The following is a 20,043-nucleotide window of genomic DNA, read 5'->3' on the forward strand; positions in this document are numbered from 1 at the left end:
TCGTAGCAGCCGACTGCGATATCGCCGGTCGAGCCGTGCGCACGCGACCGACCTTGAACGATCCGTGTTCAGGGTCCAAGCGATCGGGGTTTCGCACGTGCAGAGGGCAGGGCCCGTTAGCATGATGGGCGCGCCTTGGGCCATGAAGTTGGTCGCCTTCTTGCGCAAGAGCAACCGCCAACGGCATGCTGGACCGAAATCGAACCTGCGCTTGCGAGTTCGATTCCGCAACATTGAGCTTGGTGGCAGCGAAATCGCATCATTGGGCTCGATTGCCTGTTGCTCCCTGCTTTCGGCGATCTCACGCAACGACATGGGTGGCGCCCGCGCCGAAGCAGCGGTCCTTGCCACGATGTGGCCGCCCAACCGCCGAGCGCTAAATCATACCGAAGCGCCACGTCTCTGTCCGATCGACCGCCGGCATTTCTTGCGCGAGATGATGACGGAGCGGTGCGCATGAGCCTCGTCGCTCGCAACAAAATCGATGTCACCATATCGCTTGCTGCCGACGTCATCGCCGCGGTCGAGATCCTGCCGCGAGCCCGGCCGCCACTGGCACGGCTGTTCGCCGGCAAACCGGCCTCGGCGTTGCTCAAGGCGCTGCCGCATCTCTTCCCAGTATGTGCCGCTGCGCAACAAACCGCATTGCTGTCCGCGATCGAGGCGGCACGTGACGAAAAGATCATCCTCGCGACGACACAGCGTCGTATGCTCTTGGTCGTTGCCGAGCGCATCTCAGAATTGCTGCGGGGCCTCTTGGTCGGGTTTCCTACGCCGAATGTCAGTGCGGCGGCGATCCGGTCCCTCATACGAGGACTGTCAATGCTTGTGGGCGGCGCACGGCCAGCACGCGGCTCTATTCGGCGTGAGGCTATAGCGCAGATTGTGGCTTCGCTCGCGGCACTCGGCATGCCGGATGAAGATGGCGCGCCGAGGCCCGGTAGCCCGTTCGCGCTTTGCATTGCAGCGCTTGACGAAGTCGACCTGAGGTCCATCTCGATCGCGCACTCGTTCCTGTCCGTTGCCGACGACCGCAACATCACTGAACGGCTGCTCGGCGATGACCCGACATTTTGCCATTGTCCCGATCTTGGTGGGCATGCGCCCGAGACGGGTCCATGGGCGCGCCAAATGACGCGTGATCGGCTCTGGCTGGGTCGGTCGGGTGCGGTCGCGCGGCTGAAGGCCAGAATTGCAGAAATCCGGCAGCTATGCGATTGGCTCAAGTCCGGTGCTCATATCGAATCGGCCGAGCCTGGGATCATCGAAAGCTACAGGTTAGGTCCTGGACGAGGAGCGGCCGCGATCGAATGCGCCAGGGGCCGGCTCTATCACGCGGTCGAGCTTGATCCTCAGGGCCAGATATCCCGCTTCGAATGTCTTGCGCCGACGGAATGGAATTTCCATTGGCGCGGACCACTTGTCCGGAATCTGCAGGGCGCGGGGCTGACGACGAGACGACATCAGAAAGCGGTTCGTGCGGTGATTGAATCGCTTGATCCCTGCGTCGGATTCACACTCAAGTTTCGCAAAGTTGACGATGCATGAAATGGCGCTTTGTCAAAGCATCGTCGAAATCGTCGAGGAGGAGGCGCATCGCCGATCGTTTTCCCAGGTGCGGAGCGTCTGTCTGGAGATCGGGGCGTTGAGCCATGTTGCGCCTGAAGCGATCAGGTTCTGCTTTGCTGTCGTTGCAACGCGGACCATTGCCGAGGGCGCGGCTGTTAGAATCATCGAATGTCCCGGCGTGGCCTGGTGCATGACCTGTTCGAAGAGCATCGAGATTGCACGGCGCGATGAGTGCTGTCCATGCTGCGGCAGCTATCAGTTGCAGGTAACAGCAGGCGAGGAGATGCGAGTGAAAGAGCTGGAGATCGATTGATGTGTAGCGTATGCGGCTGCAGCGGACAGGCGTCTTCAACTGAACGCGCCGAAGTGCATGATGCGCAAGGTCGCGTTCGCGGCCGTCCCGATGTGCAGGACAATTGCGATCGCCATGAGGTGCATCTGCATGGCGACCAGGGCCTGCAGCATTCACACCATGCCGGCCATGGCCATGATCACCCTCATCATCTTGGCCATCATCAGGCGCATGATGGGCAGGCGTTTGTGAGCCGCGGCGCCGACCCGGCTGCATTGAAGGTCGCGGGTAAGAGCTGCGAGCATATCATTCAGGTCGGGCGCGACATCCTTGGCAAGAATAACAGGATCGCGGCGGAAAACCGCGCCCTCTTCATGGCCCACGAACTGCTCGTATTTAATCTTATGTCCAGTCCTGGTGCAGGCAAGACCTCGCTGTTGGTCCGCGCCGTGTCCGAGCTCAAGCGCAGCTGGACGATCGGGGTCATCGAGGGCGATCAGCAGACCTCGAACGATGCCGAACGCATTCGCTCGGCCGGCGTGCCAGCTATTCAAGTCAATACCGGCAAGTGTTGTCATCTCGATGCTGCCATGATTGGTGAGGCCTATCGCCGCTTGCCGCCGCTCACGCGCGGTATTCTCTTCATCGAGAACGTCGGCAATCTGGTCTGTCCCGCTGCCTTCGATCTAGGCGAGGCCTGCAAGATCGTGGTGTTGTCGACCACCGAAGGCGAAGACAAGCCGCTCAAATATCCGGATATGTTTGCCGCTTCTTCGCTCATGCTGATCAACAAGATTGATCTGGCATCGCTGCTTGAGTTCGATTTGGGCAGGACCGTCGAATACGCAAGACGCGTCAATCCCAAGATCGAAGTGCTCACGGTCTCGGCGCGGACCGGCGAGGGTTTTGGCTCACTCTACGGTTGGATCGATGAGCAGGTAGCGCATCAAAGGCGCGCCTTGGAGGACACCAGGCGATGAGCGCCGCCGCCATCTGCGACCGAACACGGCTGCGCGTGCGCGTGAGCGGGGCCGTGCAAGGAGTCGGCTTTCGCCCCTACGTCTATGGCCTTGCCAGGCGATACGGATTGGCGGGATTCGTCGTCAATGGCCCCGAGGGCGTCACAATCGAAGTCGAGGGTAACCGGGCGTCCGAGTTTGTCGCTGCTTTGCCGCTCGAGCCGCCTCCACTTGCACGTATCGACCACATCTGCGTTCAGCGGACCGGGGCGCTCGCGGCACAAGATTTTTCGATTCACACGAGCGAAGGCGGCAGGTTGTCAACTCGGATCGTTGCCGATGCCGCGACCTGCCGGCAATGCCTGGGCGAGCTATTCGATCCAGAAAATCGCCATTACCTTTATCCCTTCGTCAGCTGCTCCCATTGCGGCCCGCGCTACACGATCGCCGAACAGCTTCCGTATGATCGCCGCAACACGGTCATGAAGGCTTTCAGGCTGTGTGCCGCCTGCGCGGCCGAATATGCCGATCCAGCGAGCCGCAGGTTTCGCGCGGAGGCGATCGCGTGTCCGATATGCGGTCCTCGGCTTAGCCATGGGGTCAACGCCATTGCTGCGGCGATTGCCGGCGGCCAAATCGTGGCAATAAAGGGGCTCGGCGGGTATCAGCTGCTTTGCGATGCGCGCAACCAGGACGCCGTGCAGCGTTTGCGCAGCAGAAAGCAGCGCCCCCAGAAGCCGTTCGCGGTCATGGTCGGTTCCATAGAGCGTGTCAACGAAATCGCGGAAGCGAACGCGGCAGAGCTTGCGCTGCTCGAATCCGTAGCACGTCCCATCGTGCTTTTAACTTCGCGCAATGATTTGGCGCCCGCGACGGCTCCTGGCTTATCGCGCGTAGGTGTCATGTTGCCGGTAGCGCCACTGCATCACCTCATCTTTCATGCGCTTCACTCGACAGGAACATGGCTTGCGGGTTCAGCCCCGGTCATCGTCGCAACCAGCGCCAATTCTTGCGGCGAACCGCTCGTGATCGACAACGCGCAGGCGCTGCGGCGGCTCAAGGGGATTGCCGACCTTGTCGTGACCCATGATCGAGATATCCTGACGCGCGCCGATGACACCGTGCTGTCGGTGGTGGCCAGCCGGCCTCAGTTCGTTCGCCGGGCACGTGGCTATGTTCCCGAACCGATCCGGCTTGCGAGGTCTGTGCCGGTCGTGCTCGCCGTCGGCGGCGCCCTGAAGTCAACCGTCACCATCACGCGGGGCAACGAAGCCTTCGTCTCCCAGCATATTGGCGATCTTGATACGGCCGAAGGGATCTGTGTGTTCGAGCAGACGATCCACCACCTCACATCGACCCTTGATGTGGAGCCTGTCGTCATTGCCCATGATATGCATCCCGATATGGCGTCGACCCGGTTTGCGCAAGCAAGCGGCCGGGCGCTTGTCGCCGTCCAGCATCACCACGCCCACGCTGCCGCTGTCATCGCTGAGCACGGGCACGCCGGACCTGCGCTTGCCTTGGTGCTCGACGGCCATGGCTTCGGTTCCGACGGCGGTAACTGGGGTGGCGAGCTATTATTGTGCGAAGGAACGAGGTTTCGACGCATCGGGCATCTCGCGCCCCTGCAAATGCCTGGCGGCGATCGCGCAGCCCGCGAGCCGTGGCGTATGGCAAGCGCAGTATTGCAGGCGCTCGGCCGGGGTCATGAAATCGCGCCTCGCTTTGCTGCGCAGCGGCAGGCTGGGCGTGTGTCAGCATTGCTCGATCAAGCGGGCGGAGCCACGACGACCAGCGCGGGCCGGTTATTCGATGCCGCGGCGGCGCTGCTGGGGGTTGCAAGTTTGCAGAGTTATGAGGGCGAGGCCGCGATGAAGCTCGAGGCGTTGGTACGGCGGACTGCAATTCTCGAAGCGGGCTGGACCATCGACCGCGACGTGCTGTCGCTTCGCCCGCTGTTTTCGCGGTTGATTGCAGACAACATCGACACCGCGGACGGAGCCGGGCTGTTTCATGGCACCTTTGCCGTCGCCTGCATCGACTGGGTCAGGCGCGCTGCGCGGAGAACCGGCGTCAATACCATCGTTCTAAGCGGCGGCTGTTTTCTGAACGCGGTGCTGGCGGATGAAATTGAGCGCGGTTGCTGCAGCGCAGGCCTCAACCCGCTGGTGCCACGGAAACTGCCGCCCAACGATGGTGGTTTGAGCCTTGGTCAGGCCTGGGTTGCCGCTCTGCAGACTGCCGAACAGTCGTCAGCCCTGGAAGGAGCAACCTGATATGTGTCTTTCGGTCCCGGCAAAGATTTCGAAAATTCTTCCCGACGATATGGCGATCGTGTCCATCGATGGGGTTAGCTTGGAAATATCGATCGCTCTCGTCGAGGAGCTCGATGTCGGCGACAACGTTCTTGTCCATGTCGGCTACGCGCTATCCAAGATCGACCCGACAGAAGCCAAGCGCACGTTGGAGCTCCTGCAGGAACTAGGCAGTGCAGGGCGGGAACCCCGATCATGAAATATGCCGATGAATTTCGTGACAAGACCATCGCACAGGGGCTCGCGCGGGCGATTGGCGCCGAAGCCGGTCCGCGACGGGCTTACCGGTTCATGGAATTCTGCGGCGGGCACACTCATGCGATCTCCCGCTACGGCCTCGAGGATTTGTTGCCTGCGAATGTTCGCATGATCCACGGGCCCGGTTGTCCAGTCTGCGTTCTGCCCGCGAGCCGGATCGACATGGCGGTCCGGCTCGCCGAGCGTCCGGAGGTCACTCTGTGCGTGTATGGCGACCTGATGCGCGCGCCCGGGTCGCAGGGGCAGTCCCTGATGCGCGCCAAAGCGCTCGGCGCAGACATTCGGATGGTCTATTCGACGCTCGACGCTATCCGGCTCGCCGAACAGGTGCCAACCAGGGAGGTGGTCTTCTTTGCCATCGGATTTGAGACCACGACGCCCCCGACGGCGGTGATGGTCCGGATTGCCGAAAAGAAGCGGCTGAGGGGCCTCAGCGTGTTCTGCAACCACGTGCTTACGCCCTCTGCGATGCACAGCATTCTCGAGAACCCGAAGATGCGCAACATCGGTGGGGTCGCAATCGATGGCTTCGTCGGTCCTGCACATGTCAGTACGATCATCGGTACGCAGCCTTACGAGCCCCTAGTGGAACAATTCGGTAAGCCGATCGTCATCGCGGGATTTGAACCGCTCGACGTGATGCAGGCAATCCTGATGCTGGTGCGGCAGGTGAACGAAGGCCGCTACGAGGTGGAGAACCAATACAGCCGTGCGGTGACGCGCCAAGGCAATCGTCGCGCCAAGGACGAGGTCTCGCAGGTATTCGAACTGCGTGAACAGTTCGAGTGGCGAGGGCTTGGGCTCGTCCCCAACAGCGGACTGAAGCTGAAGCGGGCTTATGCCGGATTTGATGCCGAGGCGCGCTTTGCGATGCACGAACTGCGTGTCGCCGACAATCCGGCATGCGAGTGCTGCGCGATCCTGCGCGGCGCCAAGCGGCCGGTTGACTGCAAGCTGTTTGGAACCGTCTGCACGCCGGAAACACCCGTTGGGTCCTGCATGGTTTCCTCGGAAGGCGCCTGTGCTGCGTATTGGACCTACGGCCGAGTTCGCGATGATCAGGTGAGGCGGTTGTCATGAGCGTCAAGGATTATCATGGCAAGCTCGACGTCGAGAACGGACGTGTTGATCTTTCCCACGGATCTGGGGGGCGCGCCATGGCACAATTGATCTCCGGCCTTTTTCACCAAGCCTTCGGTAATGAATGGCTCGCCCGCTGCAATGATCAGTCGGCGTTTGAGGTTGCGGCAGGCAGGATGGTGATGACGACCGACGGCTATGTGGTCTCGCCACTGTTTTTTCCTGGCGGCAATATCGGGTCATTGGCTGTGCACGGCACGATCAATGATGTCGTGATGGCCGGCGCGCGTCCGCTCTATCTGTCAGCTAGCTTCATCATCGAGGAGGGTTTTCGGTTTTCGGATCTAAGGACGATTGCGCAGTCGATGGGCGCGGCGGCGCGCGGTGCCGGCGTTTACATCATCACTGGGGATACCAAGGTCGTCGAGCGCGGCAAGGCGGATGGGTTGTTCATCTCTACGACCGGGATCGGGGTTCTGGCCGATGGGCTCGATCTGTCCGCCGACAAAGCAAGGATCGGGGACCGTGTGCTGGTGTCGGGCAGCCTTGGCGATCATGGGGTGGCGATCATGTCAACGCGCCAGAACGCCGCTCTTCAAGTTGAGATCGTCTCGGATTCCGCATCGCTGCATGACTTGGTGGCCGTCATGGTGGCGGCTGGCGGGCGCGGCATCCACGTGATGCGTGACCCCACGCGCGGCGGTCTTGCCGCCACCCTCAACGAGATTGCGCATCAATCTGGCCTCGGGTTCCGTCTGCAGGAAGCGGCCATTCCGGTAAAGCCCGCTGTTGCGGCAACCTGCGAACTCCTTGGGCTTGATCCGATCCATGTCGCTAATGAGGGCAAGCTCGTTGCGATCGTCGCGCCTGGTGTAGCTGATGCCGTGCTTGCGGCCATGAAGGGGCATCCGCTCGGATGCGATGCAGCCGATATTGGCGAGGCCGTAGCTGACGATCACAAATTTGTGCAAGTGGCGACCAGTTTTGGCGGCGGAAGAATTGTCGATTGGTTGTCAGGCGAACAATTGCCTCGGATCTGTTGAACACGCCACGCGCATTTGCGGGGAGCATGAGGGAACGATGATTAGCTCAGCGAGCATGCTCGTCTCAATACGCTTCGCATCTGCTTGTTTGAAATCCTGCGTAGCTAGTCCAAGATCGCTGAATTCCTGCGCCATTTAGGCGCCAGCCTCGCAATATCGTTGCGCTCTTGCGATTAAAAAACCCCTCTAGGCAGGGAGTTTTCAAATGAAGGTCGGAGTCCCCAAGGAAATCAAGGCGCACGAATATCGCGTGGGCCTTACCCCTGGAGCCGTCCGCGAATATGTGGCAGCGGGCCACCGCGTGATGATCGAGGCCAATGCCGGCGCCGGCATTGGTGCAACCGATGACGATTATCGCGCCGCCGGCGCAACGATTCTCGATTCCGCAGGCGAGGTATTTGCATCGAGCGAGATGATCGTAAAGGTTAAGGAGCCTCAACCGTCCGAATGGAGCCAGCTGCGGGAGAGCCAGATCCTCTTCACTTACCTGCATCTGGCGCCGGACCCGGAGCAGGCCAAGGGGCTCCTGAAATCTGGGTGCACCGCGATCGCTTATGAGACCGTAACTGATGCCCATGGTGGTCTTCCACTGCTGGCGCCGATGAGCGAGGTCGCGGGTAGGCTTGCGATCGAAGCTGCGGGTAGTGCGCTGAAGCGCAGTGCAGGCGGACGAGGGCTGTTGATCGGTGGAGTGCCCGGTGTTCAGCCGGCTCGGATCGTGGTGATCGGAGGCGGCGTCGTCGGCACGCACGCCACACGCATGGCGGTCGGTTTGGGCGCGGAGGTCACCATCATCGACCGTTCGATACCCCGGCTCCGCGAGTTGGACGAGCTATTCGAAGGGCGCGTTCGTACCAGATTTTCCACCATCGAATCCTTGGAGGAGGAGGTATTTGCGGCCGATGTGGTCATTGGTGCGGTGCTCGTTCCAGGAGCGAGCGCGCCGAAGCTGGTCCGCCGGAGCATGCTGAGCTCAATGCGCAAAAGGGCGGTCATCGTCGATGTCGCTATCGATCAAGGCGGCTGCTTTGAGACATCGCACCCAACCACTCACGCTGATCCAACTTACGAAGTGGATGGCATCATTCACTACTGCGTCGCGAATATGCCCGGCGCTGTGCCGCTAACCTCGAGCCAGGCACTGAACAACGCCACGCTGCCGTTTGGTTTGGCTCTGGCCAACAAGGGCTTTTCCGCCGTGCTCGATAATCCGCACCTGCGCGCGGGCCTCAATGTCCATCGGGGCCGGCTGACTTACAAGGCGGTTGCCGAGAGTCTCGGGCTCCCCTTCTCTCCGATCGAACAGGCTGCGGCCTGATTCCCAGAGGCCCACACGGGCGTTTCCTCCCTGACTTGGGCCACCCTTCGGGGTGGCTTTTTTTCGGCAATTTCGATCTGCCGAGCCCCGCTGGCGTCTCTTCGGAGTACGGACCGAAGCCGAGGGGGCATCAGACGATCGCGCTTGGCTTTCGGTCGTCCCCGTGATGCCAGCCGAAGTAGTTCCGTCCTCTACAGGGAAAGCAGATTTTCCGGTAATCCGCGGGGATTAACATTGCCTGCCGCGGCTCGCCCAGAAGGACCGCGATCATCGAAGCGACCTTTATCTGCGCGATCGGGCACGACGTTTTTTGGCTGTGCTGTGGAGAGGCGAGCCGGGCTGACGAACGTGGCCTGATCGGCCGACCGCCGCCGGATCGACCCTGCGCTCCAACTATGCGTCGCGATCAAGCTGCCGTGAGGCCGATTGTAGCATTTGCGACAATCGTTGAGGCGGCGACATGCCTTGGAAAATAGCCGAGACAAATCAAGCCCAAGCTCTTTGGCATAAGACTTGAAAGCAAGAAGCGGTCCGCACTTTGCTTATGGAATCGCAGTAATGGCCTACAAGATAATCGCGTCCCAGTGCACCGTCTGTGGCGCGTGTGAGTTCGAATGTCCCAACGCGGCGATCAGCCTGAAGAACGATATATATGTGATCAATCCAGCCAAGTGCACTCAATGTGAGGGTCATTTTGACGCGCCGCAATGCGCTGTCGTTTGCCCAGTGCCCGACACCTGCGTGCCGGCATAAGAGGTCGCCGATGAGGGGAACTCCGGCGCAAAGCAGGATGAAGACTCTAGCGACGGCTCTCTGGGTTGGGGACCTGATTCTCTCACCCGCTGATCCCGCGTTGGCCATGACTTGCACGATCAGCTTGGAGGGTCGCGCTGGGCAATCGTCGTCGGCTAGAGTTTTCCGTGTGGGAGCGGAGTAGACAATGGTAGCTGTACAAGAGACGGTCGAGCGCGTCCGGCGCATCGACGTCGACCAGTATCGATATGGGTTTGAGACGCTGATCGAGTCCGACAAGGCCCCGAAGGGGCTGTCGGAAGACACCGTCCGCTTCATCTCCGCAAAGAAGAATGAACCGGCCTGGATGCTGGAATGGCGCCTGGAGGCGTATCGCCGCTGGCTGACCATGACCGAGCCGACCTGGGCGCGCGTCGACTATCCGAAGATCGACTACCAGGACATCTACTACTACGCGGCGCCGAAGCCGAAGAAGACGCTGTCCTCGATCGACGAGATCGATCCGGAAATCCTCAAGACCTACGAGAAGCTCGGCATCCCCCTGCGCGAGGTCGCGATCCTCGAGGGCGTCGAGCCGCCGCCTGGTGGTGAGCAGACGCCGAACCGCAAGATCGCGGTCGACGCCGTGTTCGATTCGGTCTCGGTTGCGACCACCTTCCAGAAGGAGCTGAAGGCGGCCGGCGTGATCTTCATGCCGATCTCGGAGGCGATCCGCGAGCATCCCGAGCTGGTGCAGAAATATCTCGGCACCGTGGTGCCGACCTCGGACAATTACTTCGCGACATTGAATTCGGCTGTGTTCTCCGACGGCTCGTTCGTCTACGTGCCGCCGGGCGTGCGCTGCCCGATGGAGTTGTCGACCTATTTCCGCATCAACGAGCGCAACACCGGCCAGTTCGAGCGCACGCTGATCATCGCCGACAAGGGCTCCTACGTCTCCTATCTCGAGGGCTGCACCGCGCCGCAGCGCGACGAGAACCAGCTGCACGCCGCCGTGGTCGAGCTCGTCACGCTCGACGATGCCGAGATCAAGTATTCGACGGTGCAGAACTGGTACCCGGGCAATTCGGAAGGCAAGGGCGGCATCTACAATTTCGTCACCAAGCGTGGCGACTGCCGTGGTCGCAATTCGAAGATCTCCTGGACCCAGGTCGAGACCGGTTCGGCGATCACCTGGAAATATCCGAGCTGCATCCTGCGCGGCGACAATTCGAGCGGCGAGTTCTACTCGATCGCGATCTCGAACGGTTTCCAGCAGGTCGACAGCGGCACCAAGATGATCCACCTCGGCAAGAACACGTCGAGCCGGATCATCTCCAAGGGCATCGCCGCCGGGAAGTCGCAGAACACTTATCGCGGCCTGGTCAGCGCCCATCGCAAGGCAACCGGCGCGCGCAACTACACCGCCTGCGACTCGCTTCTGATCGGCGACGAATGCGGCGCGCACACCGTGCCCTATGTCGAGGCCAAGAATTCCTCGGCGACGTTCGAGCATGAAGCGACGACGTCGAAGATTTCCGAGGACGTGCTGTTCTACTGCGTGCAGAGAGGCTTGAGCGAGCAACAGGCCACTGGCCTCGTCGTCAACGGTTTCGCGAAAGACGTGCTGCAAAAGTTGCCGATGGAATTTGCGGTGGAGGCGCAGAAGTTGATCTCTATCTCGCTCGAGGGATCCGTCGGGTAACTAAACGTTTCCGCGAGCCCTTGCGATTGCGGCTTGCGTTCTGGATGACGCATTTCAGGGGCAGGTTAAATGGCGCTACTCGAAGTCCGAGATTTGCATGTTGGTATCGAGGGCTGCGAAATTCTTCGCGGCCTCGATCTTGCGGTCAATGCGGGTGAGGTGCATGCAATCATGGGGCCGAACGGCTCCGGAAAGTCCACACTCAGTCACGTTATCTCCGGCAAGCCCGGCTATCAAGTTAGCGCTGGCCAAATCCTATTCAACGGTGAGGACCTGCTCGCGATGGAGGCAAGCGAGCGCGCGACTAGGGGCGTATTTCTTGCCTTCCAATATCCGGTGGAAATTCCCGGGGCGACCACCATGAACTTCCTGCGCGCGGCGCTGAACGCCCAGCGCAAGGCGCGAGCACAAACGGAATTCTCCACCCCCGATTTTATAAAACGCGTTCGCGAGGTTGCTAATTCGCTCAATATACCGCAAGGCATGCTCAAGCGCGGCCTCAATGTCGGATTTTCCGGCGGCGAGAAGAAACGCAACGAGATTCTGCAGATGGCGCTGCTCGAACCGAGCCTGTGCATCCTGGACGAGATAGATTCCGGTCTCGACATTGACGCGCTGCGGATTGTCGCGGGTGGCATCAACGCTCTGCGTTCGTCGGAGCGCGCGATGATTGTAATCAGCCACTATCGGCGGCTTCTCGACTACATCGTGCCGGACGTTATCCACGTGATGTCGAAAGGGCAGATAAGAAAGAGCGGCGGAAAAGAACTCGCGCTGGAGCTTGAGGCTTGTGGCTACGCACAATTCGAAGACGCGGCGTGACCGCGCACGAGATTTCCCGATGAAGCAGGTTGTGACCAAAACCGCCGCCGGGCGCGCAACGGACAATGTCTTTGCCGCGGCGCATGGACGGTTGCCTGGCTCCGGGCTCGTCGCTCATATCCGTGCGAGGGCGTTCGAAGCCTACGAGCGTGCCGGCCTCCCGCAACGCATCGAGGCCTGGAAATACACCGATCTGCGCGCGCTGATGGGCGCGGTCCTGCCGCTCGCTCCGCGACCCGATGCGGCTGCGCTGGTGCGCGCAGCGGCGTCGGTTAAGCAAACAGCAGTCGATCGGGCGGTCAAACTCGTCTTGGTGGATGGTGTATTCGTACCGGAGCTTTCTGATGTGGACAGTCTGGAAGACGGGGTCGCTGTGCGGTCGCTCCGAGAGGTCCTGGAAGATACGACCGACAGTGCGATGGCCGGCCTGGTGCTGTCGACGACGACTGATGCGGTGATCTCGCTCAATGCGGCAATGGCGACCGATGGCTTCGTGATTACGATCGCTGACGGCGAAGCGGTGAAGCGTCCGATTCAGATCGTTCACGTCACGACCGGATCGTTGGTGTCCAACTTCACGCGTTCCTATCTGCAACTTGGCCAAGGCGCGCATGCGGCCTTAGTGGAGAGTTTCGTCTCGGCTGAAGGCGCGAGCGGCTATCAGACCAACGATGCGACAATTGCCCTGGTTGGTGACGAGGCGAACCTGTCGCATATCCGACTGGCGGCCGACGCCGCTGACGCCGTGCATATCTCATCAAGCATCATCGCGGTCGGCGCAAAAGCGAAGCTCGATTTCTTCAGCATGACTTGTAGCGGCTCCGTCAGTCGCTACCAGGGATTCGTCACGCTGACTGGCGAGGGATCCAAGCTCTCGGCGAACGCCGTCAATCTCATCAGGCACAAGCAGCATGTCGACACGACAATGGTCGTCGATCACGCCGTGCCACATTGCACCAGTCGGGAGAAGTTCCGTGCGGTGATCGACGAATGCGGCCGTTCGGTGCTCCAAGGCCGGATTGTCGTTCGTCCTGGCGCGCAGAAGACGGACGCCACGCTGACGACGCGGGCGCTGCTTCTGTCCGACGAGGCCCGGGCCGACAACAAGCCCGAACTCGAAATCTTGGCCGACGACGTGACTTGCGGCCACGGATCGACGTCAGGTGCGCTGGACGGTGCACTCGTATTTTATCTGCGTGCTCGCGGTCTATCCGAAAAGGACGCGCAGGCGTTGCTGATTGGAGCATTCCTGGGCGAGGCGATTGAGGAAATCGTCCCCGAGAGCCTGCGCGATTTTGTGACCGCGCAAACTGAACACTGGATGCAGGCGCGGAGATGAGCGTGCATCCCGCGATGAGCAATGGCAGGTACGAGGTCAACCGTCTGCGTGCGGACTTTCCTGCGCTGAGCATGACGGTTTATGGCAGGCCGCTGGTCTATCTCGACAATGCCGCCTCGGCTCAGAAGCCGAAGGCGGTACTTGACCGCATGATGCAGGTCTACTCAAGCGAATATGCCAACGTTCATCGCGGTTTGCACTACCTCGCTAACGCTGCGACCGAGGCGTATGAAGGCGCGCGTGCCAAGCTGGCGCAATTTGTGAACGCCCGTCTAAACGAAGAGATCATCTTCACCCGCAGCGCCACCGAGGCAATCAATCTGGTCGCCCAGACCTTCGGCCGTGAACGCGTCACCCCGGGGGATGAGATCGTTCTCTCGATGATGGAACATCATTCCAACATCGTGCCGTGGCATTTTCTCAGAGAGCGCCACGGCGCGGTGATCAAATGGGCACCAGTGGATGATGACGGCAACTTCCTGCTGGATGCCTTTGAGCAGCTCCTGACCCGGCGCACCAAGATGGTTGCGATCACACAAATGTCGAATGCTCTGGGGACCGTCTTACCGGTAAAGGAGGTGGTGAGGATCGCTCATGCTCGCGGTATCCCGGTGCTGATCGATGGTTCGCAAGGATGCGTCCATCTGAACGCCGACGTCTGCGACATCGATTGCGATTTCTACGTGATGACGGGCCACAAACTCTATGGTCCGACCGGCATCGGCGTGCTCTACGGCAAATCTGAGCATCTGGCGTTGATGCCACCCTTCAATGGCGGGGGCGAAATGATCCGTGAGGTCTCACGTACCGGCGTCATCTATGGTGATCCGCCGCACCGCTTCGAGGCGGGTACGCCACCGATCGTCGAGGCGGTCGGTCTGGGGGCGGCTGTGGACTACATCAATTCAATAGGCAAGAAGCAGATCCGCGAGCACGAAAGCGCACTGCTTGCTTACGCTCAGCAGCAGCTGGCGGACATCAACTCCGTGCGCTTGATCGGCACACCAGCCGAGAAGGGGCCGATCATCTCCTTTGATATGAAGGGTGCGCATGCGCATGATATTGCCACCGTCATCGACCGCGCAGGTGTGGCGGTGCGGGCAGGGGCCCATTGCGCGATGCCGCTGCTCAAGCGCTTCGGTGTTCTGGCGACATGCCGTGCGTCCTTCGGCCTCTACAACACACGTGAAGAGATTGATACGCTCGTCGGTGCGCTCATCAAGGCGCGGCAGCTGTTCTCGTGAGACGGCGAGTGGGCCACGTCTAAGTGGCTAGGGAGCTTGCATCGAACTCGGCGGGCGATGACGTCATGCACAAGACCATCATCGTCTTCGCTGAAGGTAAGCATCCGTCGTGCCCGGCAGCATAGATGGTATTGGCAAGCCGGAGCCGCGAGCCACCCACTCGTCCATGTTAGCGGCCGTCCCGCCGCGCGCGATCGCAAAATCTTGCAATCGGCGGCAACTGCGCGTCTTCGAGAACTGCGCGGCGCAACTTGGCGCATAGCCGGCACTTGTTCCATTTCGAACAGGGTCAACGAAGAAGTCTCCGCGCAAAGCGCGATGTCGCGTTCGCAACAACAACCAGCCTCATCGGACGGGCCGCGCTAACTGTGTCTATTTGTTCTGGTTTTTGCGCTCCCGACGGACTGGCATGCTCGTTGCAAAAGTCTTGGTCAGCAAGAAGCACTTCCAACCGCTAACCCTTGAAGGACATCAGCATGAGTCTCGCCACGACCCAGAGCATTGCAGAAATCAGGGCTCGTAACAAACAGCTGATCGACGAGGTGCTGAAGGTCTATCCAGAGAAGACCGCGAAGCGGCGTGCCAAGCATCTCAACGTTCACCAGTCCGGGAAGTCCGATTGCGGAGTCAAGTCCAACATAAAATCCATACCTGGTGTGATGACAATCAGAGGCTGCGCCTATGCAGGATCCAAGGGGGTGGTCTGGGGGCCGATCAAGGACATGGTCCATATCAGCCACGGCCCGGTTGGCTGCGGCCAGTATTCGTGGGGCTCGCGTCGTAACTATTACGTTGGCACAACGGGCATCGATAGTTTTGTAACCCTGCAATTCACCTCCGATTTCCAGGAGAAGGACATCGTATTCGGTGGCGACAAGAAGCTGGTCAAAGTCCTTGACGAAATCCAGGAGCTTTTCCCGCTCAACCACGGCATCACCATCCAATCGGAATGCCCGATCGGATTGATCGGGGACGACATCGAGGCCGTGTCAAGGTCGAAATCCAAGGAATATGGTGGCAAGACCATCGTGCCTGTCCGCTGTGAGGGCTTTCGCGGCGTGTCGCAGTCGCTTGGCCACCACATCGCCAACGACGCGGTGCGCGATTGGATTTTCGACAAGCTCGACCCCGACGGCAAACCAAAGTTCGAGCCGACGCCCTACGATGTTGCGATCATTGGTGACTACAATATCGGCGGCGACGCCTGGTCATCGCGAATTCTGCTGGAGGAAATGGGCCTGCGGGTGATTGCACAGTGGTCCGGCGACGGTTCACTCGCCGAGCTCGAAGCAACGCCGAAGGCGAAGCTCAACATTCTGCATTGCTACCGTTCGATGAACTACATCTCGCGTCATATGGAGGAGAAGTTCGGTATCCCCTGGTGCGAGTACAACTTCTTCGGACCTTCAAAGATCGCAGAATCGCTGCGCAAGATTGCCGGCTATTTCGACGACAAGATCAAGGAGGGTGCCGAGCGGGTGATCGAAAAGTACCAGCCGCTGGTGAACGCCGTGATCGCAAAATATCGCCCGCGCCTGCAGGGCAAGACGGTGATGCTGTACGTCGGCGGGCTTCGTCCGCGTCATGTGATTGGCGCCTACGAGGACCTCGGCATGGAAGTCGTGGGAACCGGATACGAGTTCGGTCATAACGACGACTATCAGCGCACCGCACAGCATTATGTAAAGGACAGCACGCTCATCTACGACGATGTCAACGGCTATGAGTTCGAGCGCTTCGTGGAAAAGCTCCAGCCTGATCTGGTCGGCTCGGGCATCAAGGAAAAGTACGTTTTCCAAAAGATGGGTGTGCCGTTCCGGCAGATGCATTCCTGGGACTATTCGGGCCCATATCACGGCTATGACGGCTTTGCGATCTTTGCGCGCGACATGGACATGGCTGTCAACTCGCCGATCTGGAAGAAGATGAAGGCACCTTGGAAGGAAGCCTCGAAAGCCAAGCTCTTGGCTGCAGAGTAACAAGCACTTGGTTTCACAATAGAGCAACCGATCCCGCTCTCTGCGGAGAGTTGGGCGATATCAATTTCGATAGTGAAGGATCCTAACATGGCGCAGAGTGCAGAACATGTGCTCGATCATCTCGAACTGTTCCGCGGTCCAGAATACCAACAAATGCTGGCCGACAAGAAGTTGTTCGAAAATCCCCGCGATCCTGCCGAGGTCGAACGTATCAAGGAATGGACGAAAACCCCCGAATATCGCGAAAAGAATTTCGCGCGGGAGGCGCTTGCGGTAAATCCGGCCAAAGCCTGCCAGCCGCTTGGCGCCGTTTTCGTCTCAGTCGGTTTTGAGGGCTCGCTGCCCTTCGTCCATGGCTCGCAAGGCTGCGTGGCCTATTACCGCAGCCATCTGTCGCGGCACTTTAAGGAGCCGAGCTCCTGCGTGTCTTCGTCGATGACGGAAGACGCCGCTGTGTTCGGGGGGCTGAACAATATGATCGACGGCCTCGCCAACAGCTATAACATGTACAAACCCAAGATGATTGCGGTCTCGACGACCTGCATGGCTGAGGTAATCGGCGATGACCTCAACGCCTTCATCAAGACGTCGAAGGAAAAAGGCTCGGTTCCGGCAGAGTTCGACGTGCCGTTCGCACATACGCCGGCGTTCGTCGGCAGCCACGTCACGGGCTACGACAACGCACTCAAGGGCATTCTCGAGCATTTTTGGGACGGCAAGGCCGGAACGGCGCCGAAGCTGGAGCGCAAGCCAAATGAGGCAATCAACATCATCGGCGGCTTTGATGGCAATACCGTTGGAAATCTTCGCGAGATCAAGCGAATCTTGGCATTGATGGGCATCGAACATACGATTCTCGCCGATAACTCTGAAGTCTTCGATACCCCGACCGACGGCGAGTTCCGGATGTATGACGGCGGCACCACGCTGGAAGACGCGGCGAACGCGATTCACGCCAAGGCGACAATCTCCATGCAGCAATGGTGTACGGAAAAAACGCTGCCGTTCGTGTCCGAGCATGGCCAGGACGTCGTGTCTTTCAATTACCCGGTCGGTGTGTCCGCAACAGATGATTTTCTCGTGGCGTTATCACGCATCAGCGGCAAGGAGATTCCGGAGGAGCTCGCGCGAGAGCGTGGCCGCTTGGTTGATGCCATCGCGGACTCCAGCGCGCATATCCATGGCAAGAAGTTCGCGATCTATGGCGATCCTGATCTCTGCTATGGGTTGGCTGCCTTTCTGCTCGAACTCGGCGCCGAACCGACCCATGTGCTGTCCACCAATGGCAACAAGGCGTGGCAGGAAAAAATGCAGGCGCTGTTTGCAAGCTCGCCATTTGGTCAGGCCTGCCAAGCCTATCCGGGGCGGGACCTCTGGCACATGCGCTCGCTCTTGTTCACGGAGCCGGTTGACTTTCTGATTGGCAATACACACGGCAAGTACCTGGAACGGGACACGGGAACGCCACTAATCCGCATCGGGTTTCCAATTTTTGATCGGCATCACCATCACCGCTCCCCCGTGTGGGGCTATCAGGGCGGCCTGAATGTACTGGTGAAGATCCTCGACAAGATCTTCGACGAAATCGACAAGAAGACCAATGTTCTTGGCAAGACTGACTATAGCTTCGACATCATTCGTTGATGGCGGAGAGTGCGCGTGCCATCGCCGGAACACTCGCCGATGGCGCGCGTGCAAGATGGTCGGCAGAGAGTTGCTTTCGCAGAGAGGAAAAAGCTGATGAGTTCGCTAGCGGCCACGGTCCAGGATATCTTCAGCGAGCCGGGCTGCGCCAAGAATGGCAATAAGTCGGAGGCTGAGCGCAAGAAGGGTTGCACCAAGCAACTGCAGCCGGGCGGCGCTGCGGGCGGGTGTGCCTTCGACGGCGCCAAGATTGCGCTGCAGCCCTTTACCGACGTCGCTCACCTCGTGCATGGTCCGATCGCATGCGAAGGCAATTCTTGGGACAATCGCGGCGCGGCGTCCTCCGGCTCTAGTCTGTGGCGCACGGCATTCACAACCGATATGAGCGAAACCGATATCGTATTTGGGGGCGAGAAGCGGCTCTGCAAAGCGATCAAAGAGATCATCGACAAGCGCGACCCGCCCGCAATCTTCGTCTATCAGACCTGCATCCCGGCCATGATCGGCGACGATATCAACGCGGTCTGCAAGGCGGCGTCTCAAAGGTTCGGCAAGCCGGTGATTCCGATCAATTCCCCGGGGTTCGTTGGTTCCAAGAACCTCGGTAACAAGCTCGCCGGCGAGGCCTTGCTCGACTATGTAATCGGAACGCAGGAGCCGGACTACGCCACGCCGTACGATGTAAACCTGATCGGAGAATTTAATCTCTCGGGAGAGCTCTGGCAGGTAAAGCCGTTGTTCGAAGAGCTTGGCATCCGGATTCTGTCTTGCATCTCGGGCGATGGCAAATATCGCGAAGTCGCTTCATCCCATCGCGCACGGGCAGCGATGCTGGTGTGCTCGAAGGCCATGGTCAACGTCGCACGCAAGATGGAGGAACGCTACGGGATCCCGTTCTTCGAAGGGTCATTCTACGGTATTCAGGATTCGAGCTATTCGCTGCGCCAGATTGCCCGCTTATTGGTTGAACGTGGCGCGCCGCAAGAGCTGCTCGGGCGCACCGAAGCGGTGATCGCACGCGAGGAGGCGAGAGCGTGGGCTGCGATCGAGCCGTACAAGCCACGATTCAAAGGCAAGAAGGCTTTATTGATTACCGGCGGCGTCAAGTCATGGTCGGTCGTTGCGGCGCTACAGGAAGCCGGCCTTGAAATGGTCGGAACCAGTGTGAAGAAGTCGACGAGGGAGGACAAGGAACGCATCAAGCTGCTCATGGGGCAAGATGCCCACATGATCGAGGATATGACGCCGCGCGAAATGTACAGAATGCTGAAGGACGCCAAGGCGGACATCATGCTCTCGGGCGGCAAATCGCAGTTCGTTGCATTGAAGGCGGCGATGCCTTGGCTCGATGTCAACCAGGAGCGTTGCCACGCCTATATGGGTTATGTCGGAATGGTCAAGCTGGTGGAGGAGATCGCTAAGTCGCTCTCTAACCCGATGTGGGACCAGCTACGTCGACCGGCGCCATGGGAGGCTTTGGCCAACGCGATGTTGCAGATGCAATCGCCGGTGGCGGCGATCGCGCGCGATCCGGCGCTCGCCGAAGCGGCGCGGCGAGCGAGAAAGATCTGCTCCTGTAACACGGTCGATCTCGGCACGATCGAAGATGCGATCTACGCGCATGGCCTGAGGAGCGTCGAGGCAGTCAGAAATCACACCAATGCCGTCGGTGGCTGCTGCAAGCGACGCATCGAGGACGTCCTGGCGTCCGCGCCGCCCGCCGGGCTGCAGGCCGCCGAATAGG

Annotated in this window: 17 protein-coding genes; all 17 read left to right on the forward strand. The window is 59.9% G+C overall.

Annotated elements, in window-relative coordinates; all coding sequences use genetic code 11:
• The first annotated feature begins 121 nt into the window (after window positions 1-121).
• Window positions 122-460: a [NiFe]-hydrogenase assembly chaperone HybE gene (gene hybE / locus ACE10X_RS09065; RefSeq protein ID WP_016846844.1), complete on the forward strand. Its 339-nt coding sequence runs from the start codon at window positions 122-124 to the stop codon at window positions 458-460.
• The gene (locus tag ACE10X_RS09070; RefSeq protein WP_016846845.1) at window positions 457-1,548 is read left to right on the forward strand and encodes a nickel-dependent hydrogenase large subunit; all 1,092 of its coding nucleotides are present in this window, start codon (window positions 457-459) and stop codon (window positions 1,546-1,548) included. Before hybE ends, ACE10X_RS09070 begins: the two co-directional genes overlap by 4 nt.
• The gene (gene hypA, locus ACE10X_RS09075; RefSeq protein WP_016846846.1) at window positions 1,541-1,882 is read left to right on the forward strand and encodes a hydrogenase maturation nickel metallochaperone HypA; all 342 of its coding nucleotides are present in this window, start codon (window positions 1,541-1,543) and stop codon (window positions 1,880-1,882) included. The genes ACE10X_RS09070 and hypA overlap by 8 nt, the downstream gene beginning before the upstream one ends.
• Window positions 1,882-2,841 (forward strand): hydrogenase nickel incorporation protein HypB, encoded by a 960-nt coding sequence (gene hypB, locus ACE10X_RS09080; RefSeq protein ID WP_038376412.1) that lies wholly within the window; start codon window positions 1,882-1,884, stop codon window positions 2,839-2,841. Before hypA ends, hypB begins: the two co-directional genes overlap by 1 nt.
• Window positions 2,838-5,096: a carbamoyltransferase HypF gene (gene hypF, locus ACE10X_RS09085; RefSeq protein WP_253592556.1), complete on the forward strand. Its 2,259-nt coding sequence runs from the start codon at window positions 2,838-2,840 to the stop codon at window positions 5,094-5,096. Before hypB ends, hypF begins: the two co-directional genes overlap by 4 nt.
• Before the next feature lies 1 nt (window position 5,097).
• Window positions 5,098-5,334 (forward strand): HypC/HybG/HupF family hydrogenase formation chaperone, encoded by a 237-nt coding sequence (locus ACE10X_RS09090; RefSeq protein WP_075968855.1) that lies wholly within the window; start codon window positions 5,098-5,100, stop codon window positions 5,332-5,334.
• A complete protein-coding gene (gene hypD / locus ACE10X_RS09095) occupies window positions 5,331-6,473 on the forward strand; it encodes a hydrogenase formation protein HypD (protein ID WP_016846852.1) in 1,143 nt (380 codons plus the stop codon). The genes ACE10X_RS09090 and hypD overlap by 4 nt, the downstream gene beginning before the upstream one ends.
• Window positions 6,470-7,516, forward strand: coding sequence for a hydrogenase expression/formation protein HypE (gene hypE, locus ACE10X_RS09100; protein WP_016846853.1), 1,047 nt, complete (start codon window positions 6,470-6,472; stop codon window positions 7,514-7,516). The genes hypD and hypE overlap by 4 nt, the downstream gene beginning before the upstream one ends.
• A 205-nt stretch (window positions 7,517-7,721) precedes the next feature.
• A complete protein-coding gene (ald, locus tag ACE10X_RS09105) occupies window positions 7,722-8,834 on the forward strand; it encodes an alanine dehydrogenase (protein ID WP_028344285.1) in 1,113 nt (370 codons plus the stop codon).
• A gap of 558 nt (window positions 8,835-9,392) precedes the next feature.
• On the forward strand, window positions 9,393-9,587 hold the full coding sequence (locus ACE10X_RS09110) for a 4Fe-4S binding protein (RefSeq protein WP_075968854.1): 195 nt from the start codon (window positions 9,393-9,395) through the stop codon (window positions 9,585-9,587).
• A 187-nt stretch (window positions 9,588-9,774) separates the two neighbouring features.
• Entirely contained in the window at window positions 9,775-11,271 is a 1,497-nt protein-coding gene (gene sufB, locus ACE10X_RS09115) for a Fe-S cluster assembly protein SufB (protein ID WP_194483392.1), read from the forward strand.
• Between the two features lie 69 nt (window positions 11,272-11,340).
• Window positions 11,341-12,093 (forward strand): Fe-S cluster assembly ATPase SufC, encoded by a 753-nt coding sequence (gene sufC, locus ACE10X_RS09120; protein ID WP_028343124.1) that lies wholly within the window; start codon window positions 11,341-11,343, stop codon window positions 12,091-12,093.
• A 19-nt stretch (window positions 12,094-12,112) separates the two neighbouring features.
• Complete coding sequence (sufD, locus tag ACE10X_RS09125; protein WP_016848149.1) at window positions 12,113-13,432, forward strand: Fe-S cluster assembly protein SufD; 1,320 nt, start codon at window positions 12,113-12,115, stop codon at window positions 13,430-13,432.
• Window positions 13,429-14,676 carry a cysteine desulfurase gene (locus ACE10X_RS09130; RefSeq protein ID WP_016848150.1) on the forward strand — a complete coding sequence of 416 codons (1,248 nt, stop codon included), beginning with the start codon at window positions 13,429-13,431 and terminating at the stop codon, window positions 14,674-14,676. Before sufD ends, ACE10X_RS09130 begins: the two co-directional genes overlap by 4 nt.
• Window positions 14,677-15,152: 476 nt before the next feature.
• Window positions 15,153-16,655: a nitrogenase molybdenum-iron protein alpha chain gene (nifD, locus tag ACE10X_RS09135; RefSeq protein ID WP_026192298.1), complete on the forward strand. Its 1,503-nt coding sequence runs from the start codon at window positions 15,153-15,155 to the stop codon at window positions 16,653-16,655.
• Window positions 16,656-16,742: 87 nt separating this feature from the next.
• Entirely contained in the window at window positions 16,743-18,299 is a 1,557-nt protein-coding gene (nifK, locus tag ACE10X_RS09140) for a nitrogenase molybdenum-iron protein subunit beta (protein ID WP_253592555.1), read from the forward strand.
• Between the two features lie 96 nt (window positions 18,300-18,395).
• Window positions 18,396-20,042, forward strand: coding sequence for a nitrogenase iron-molybdenum cofactor biosynthesis protein NifE (nifE, locus tag ACE10X_RS09145; protein WP_028343125.1), 1,647 nt, complete (start codon window positions 18,396-18,398; stop codon window positions 20,040-20,042).
• Window position 20,043: the final 1 nt, after the last annotated feature.

Origin of the sequence: Bradyrhizobium sp. Pha-3 (assembly GCF_042258325.1) — a bacterium.
Taxonomy (GTDB): Bacteria; Pseudomonadota; Alphaproteobacteria; order Rhizobiales; family Xanthobacteraceae; genus Bradyrhizobium; species Bradyrhizobium elkanii.

Bases quoted from the DNA above. Each gene is read 5' to 3' on its own strand.
- hypF (WP_253592556.1), top strand. From the start codon at position 2,838: ATGAGCGCCGCCGCCATCTGCGACCGAACACGGCTGCGCGTGCGCGTG.
- sufB (WP_194483392.1), top strand. From the start codon at position 9,775: ATGGTAGCTGTACAAGAGACGGTCGAGCGCGTCCGGCGCATCGACGTC.
- ACE10X_RS09090 (WP_075968855.1), top strand. From the start codon at position 5,098: ATGTGTCTTTCGGTCCCGGCAAAGATTTCGAAAATTCTTCCCGACGAT.
- hybE (WP_016846844.1), top strand. From the start codon at position 122: ATGATGGGCGCGCCTTGGGCCATGAAGTTGGTCGCCTTCTTGCGCAAG.
- nifD (WP_026192298.1), top strand. From the start codon at position 15,153: ATGAGTCTCGCCACGACCCAGAGCATTGCAGAAATCAGGGCTCGTAAC.
- hypD (WP_016846852.1), top strand. From the start codon at position 5,331: ATGAAATATGCCGATGAATTTCGTGACAAGACCATCGCACAGGGGCTC.
- hypE (WP_016846853.1), top strand. From the start codon at position 6,470: ATGAGCGTCAAGGATTATCATGGCAAGCTCGACGTCGAGAACGGACGT.
- ald (WP_028344285.1), top strand. From the start codon at position 7,722: ATGAAGGTCGGAGTCCCCAAGGAAATCAAGGCGCACGAATATCGCGTG.
- hypA (WP_016846846.1), top strand. From the start codon at position 1,541: ATGCATGAAATGGCGCTTTGTCAAAGCATCGTCGAAATCGTCGAGGAG.
- hypB (WP_038376412.1), top strand. From the start codon at position 1,882: ATGTGTAGCGTATGCGGCTGCAGCGGACAGGCGTCTTCAACTGAACGC.
- sufC (WP_028343124.1), top strand. From the start codon at position 11,341: ATGGCGCTACTCGAAGTCCGAGATTTGCATGTTGGTATCGAGGGCTGC.
- nifK (WP_253592555.1), top strand. From the start codon at position 16,743: ATGGCGCAGAGTGCAGAACATGTGCTCGATCATCTCGAACTGTTCCGC.
- nifE (WP_028343125.1), top strand. From the start codon at position 18,396: ATGAGTTCGCTAGCGGCCACGGTCCAGGATATCTTCAGCGAGCCGGGC.
- ACE10X_RS09070 (WP_016846845.1), top strand. From the start codon at position 457: ATGAGCCTCGTCGCTCGCAACAAAATCGATGTCACCATATCGCTTGCT.
- ACE10X_RS09130 (WP_016848150.1), top strand. From the start codon at position 13,429: ATGAGCGTGCATCCCGCGATGAGCAATGGCAGGTACGAGGTCAACCGT.
- ACE10X_RS09110 (WP_075968854.1), top strand. From the start codon at position 9,393: ATGGCCTACAAGATAATCGCGTCCCAGTGCACCGTCTGTGGCGCGTGT.
- sufD (WP_016848149.1), top strand. From the start codon at position 12,113: ATGAAGCAGGTTGTGACCAAAACCGCCGCCGGGCGCGCAACGGACAAT.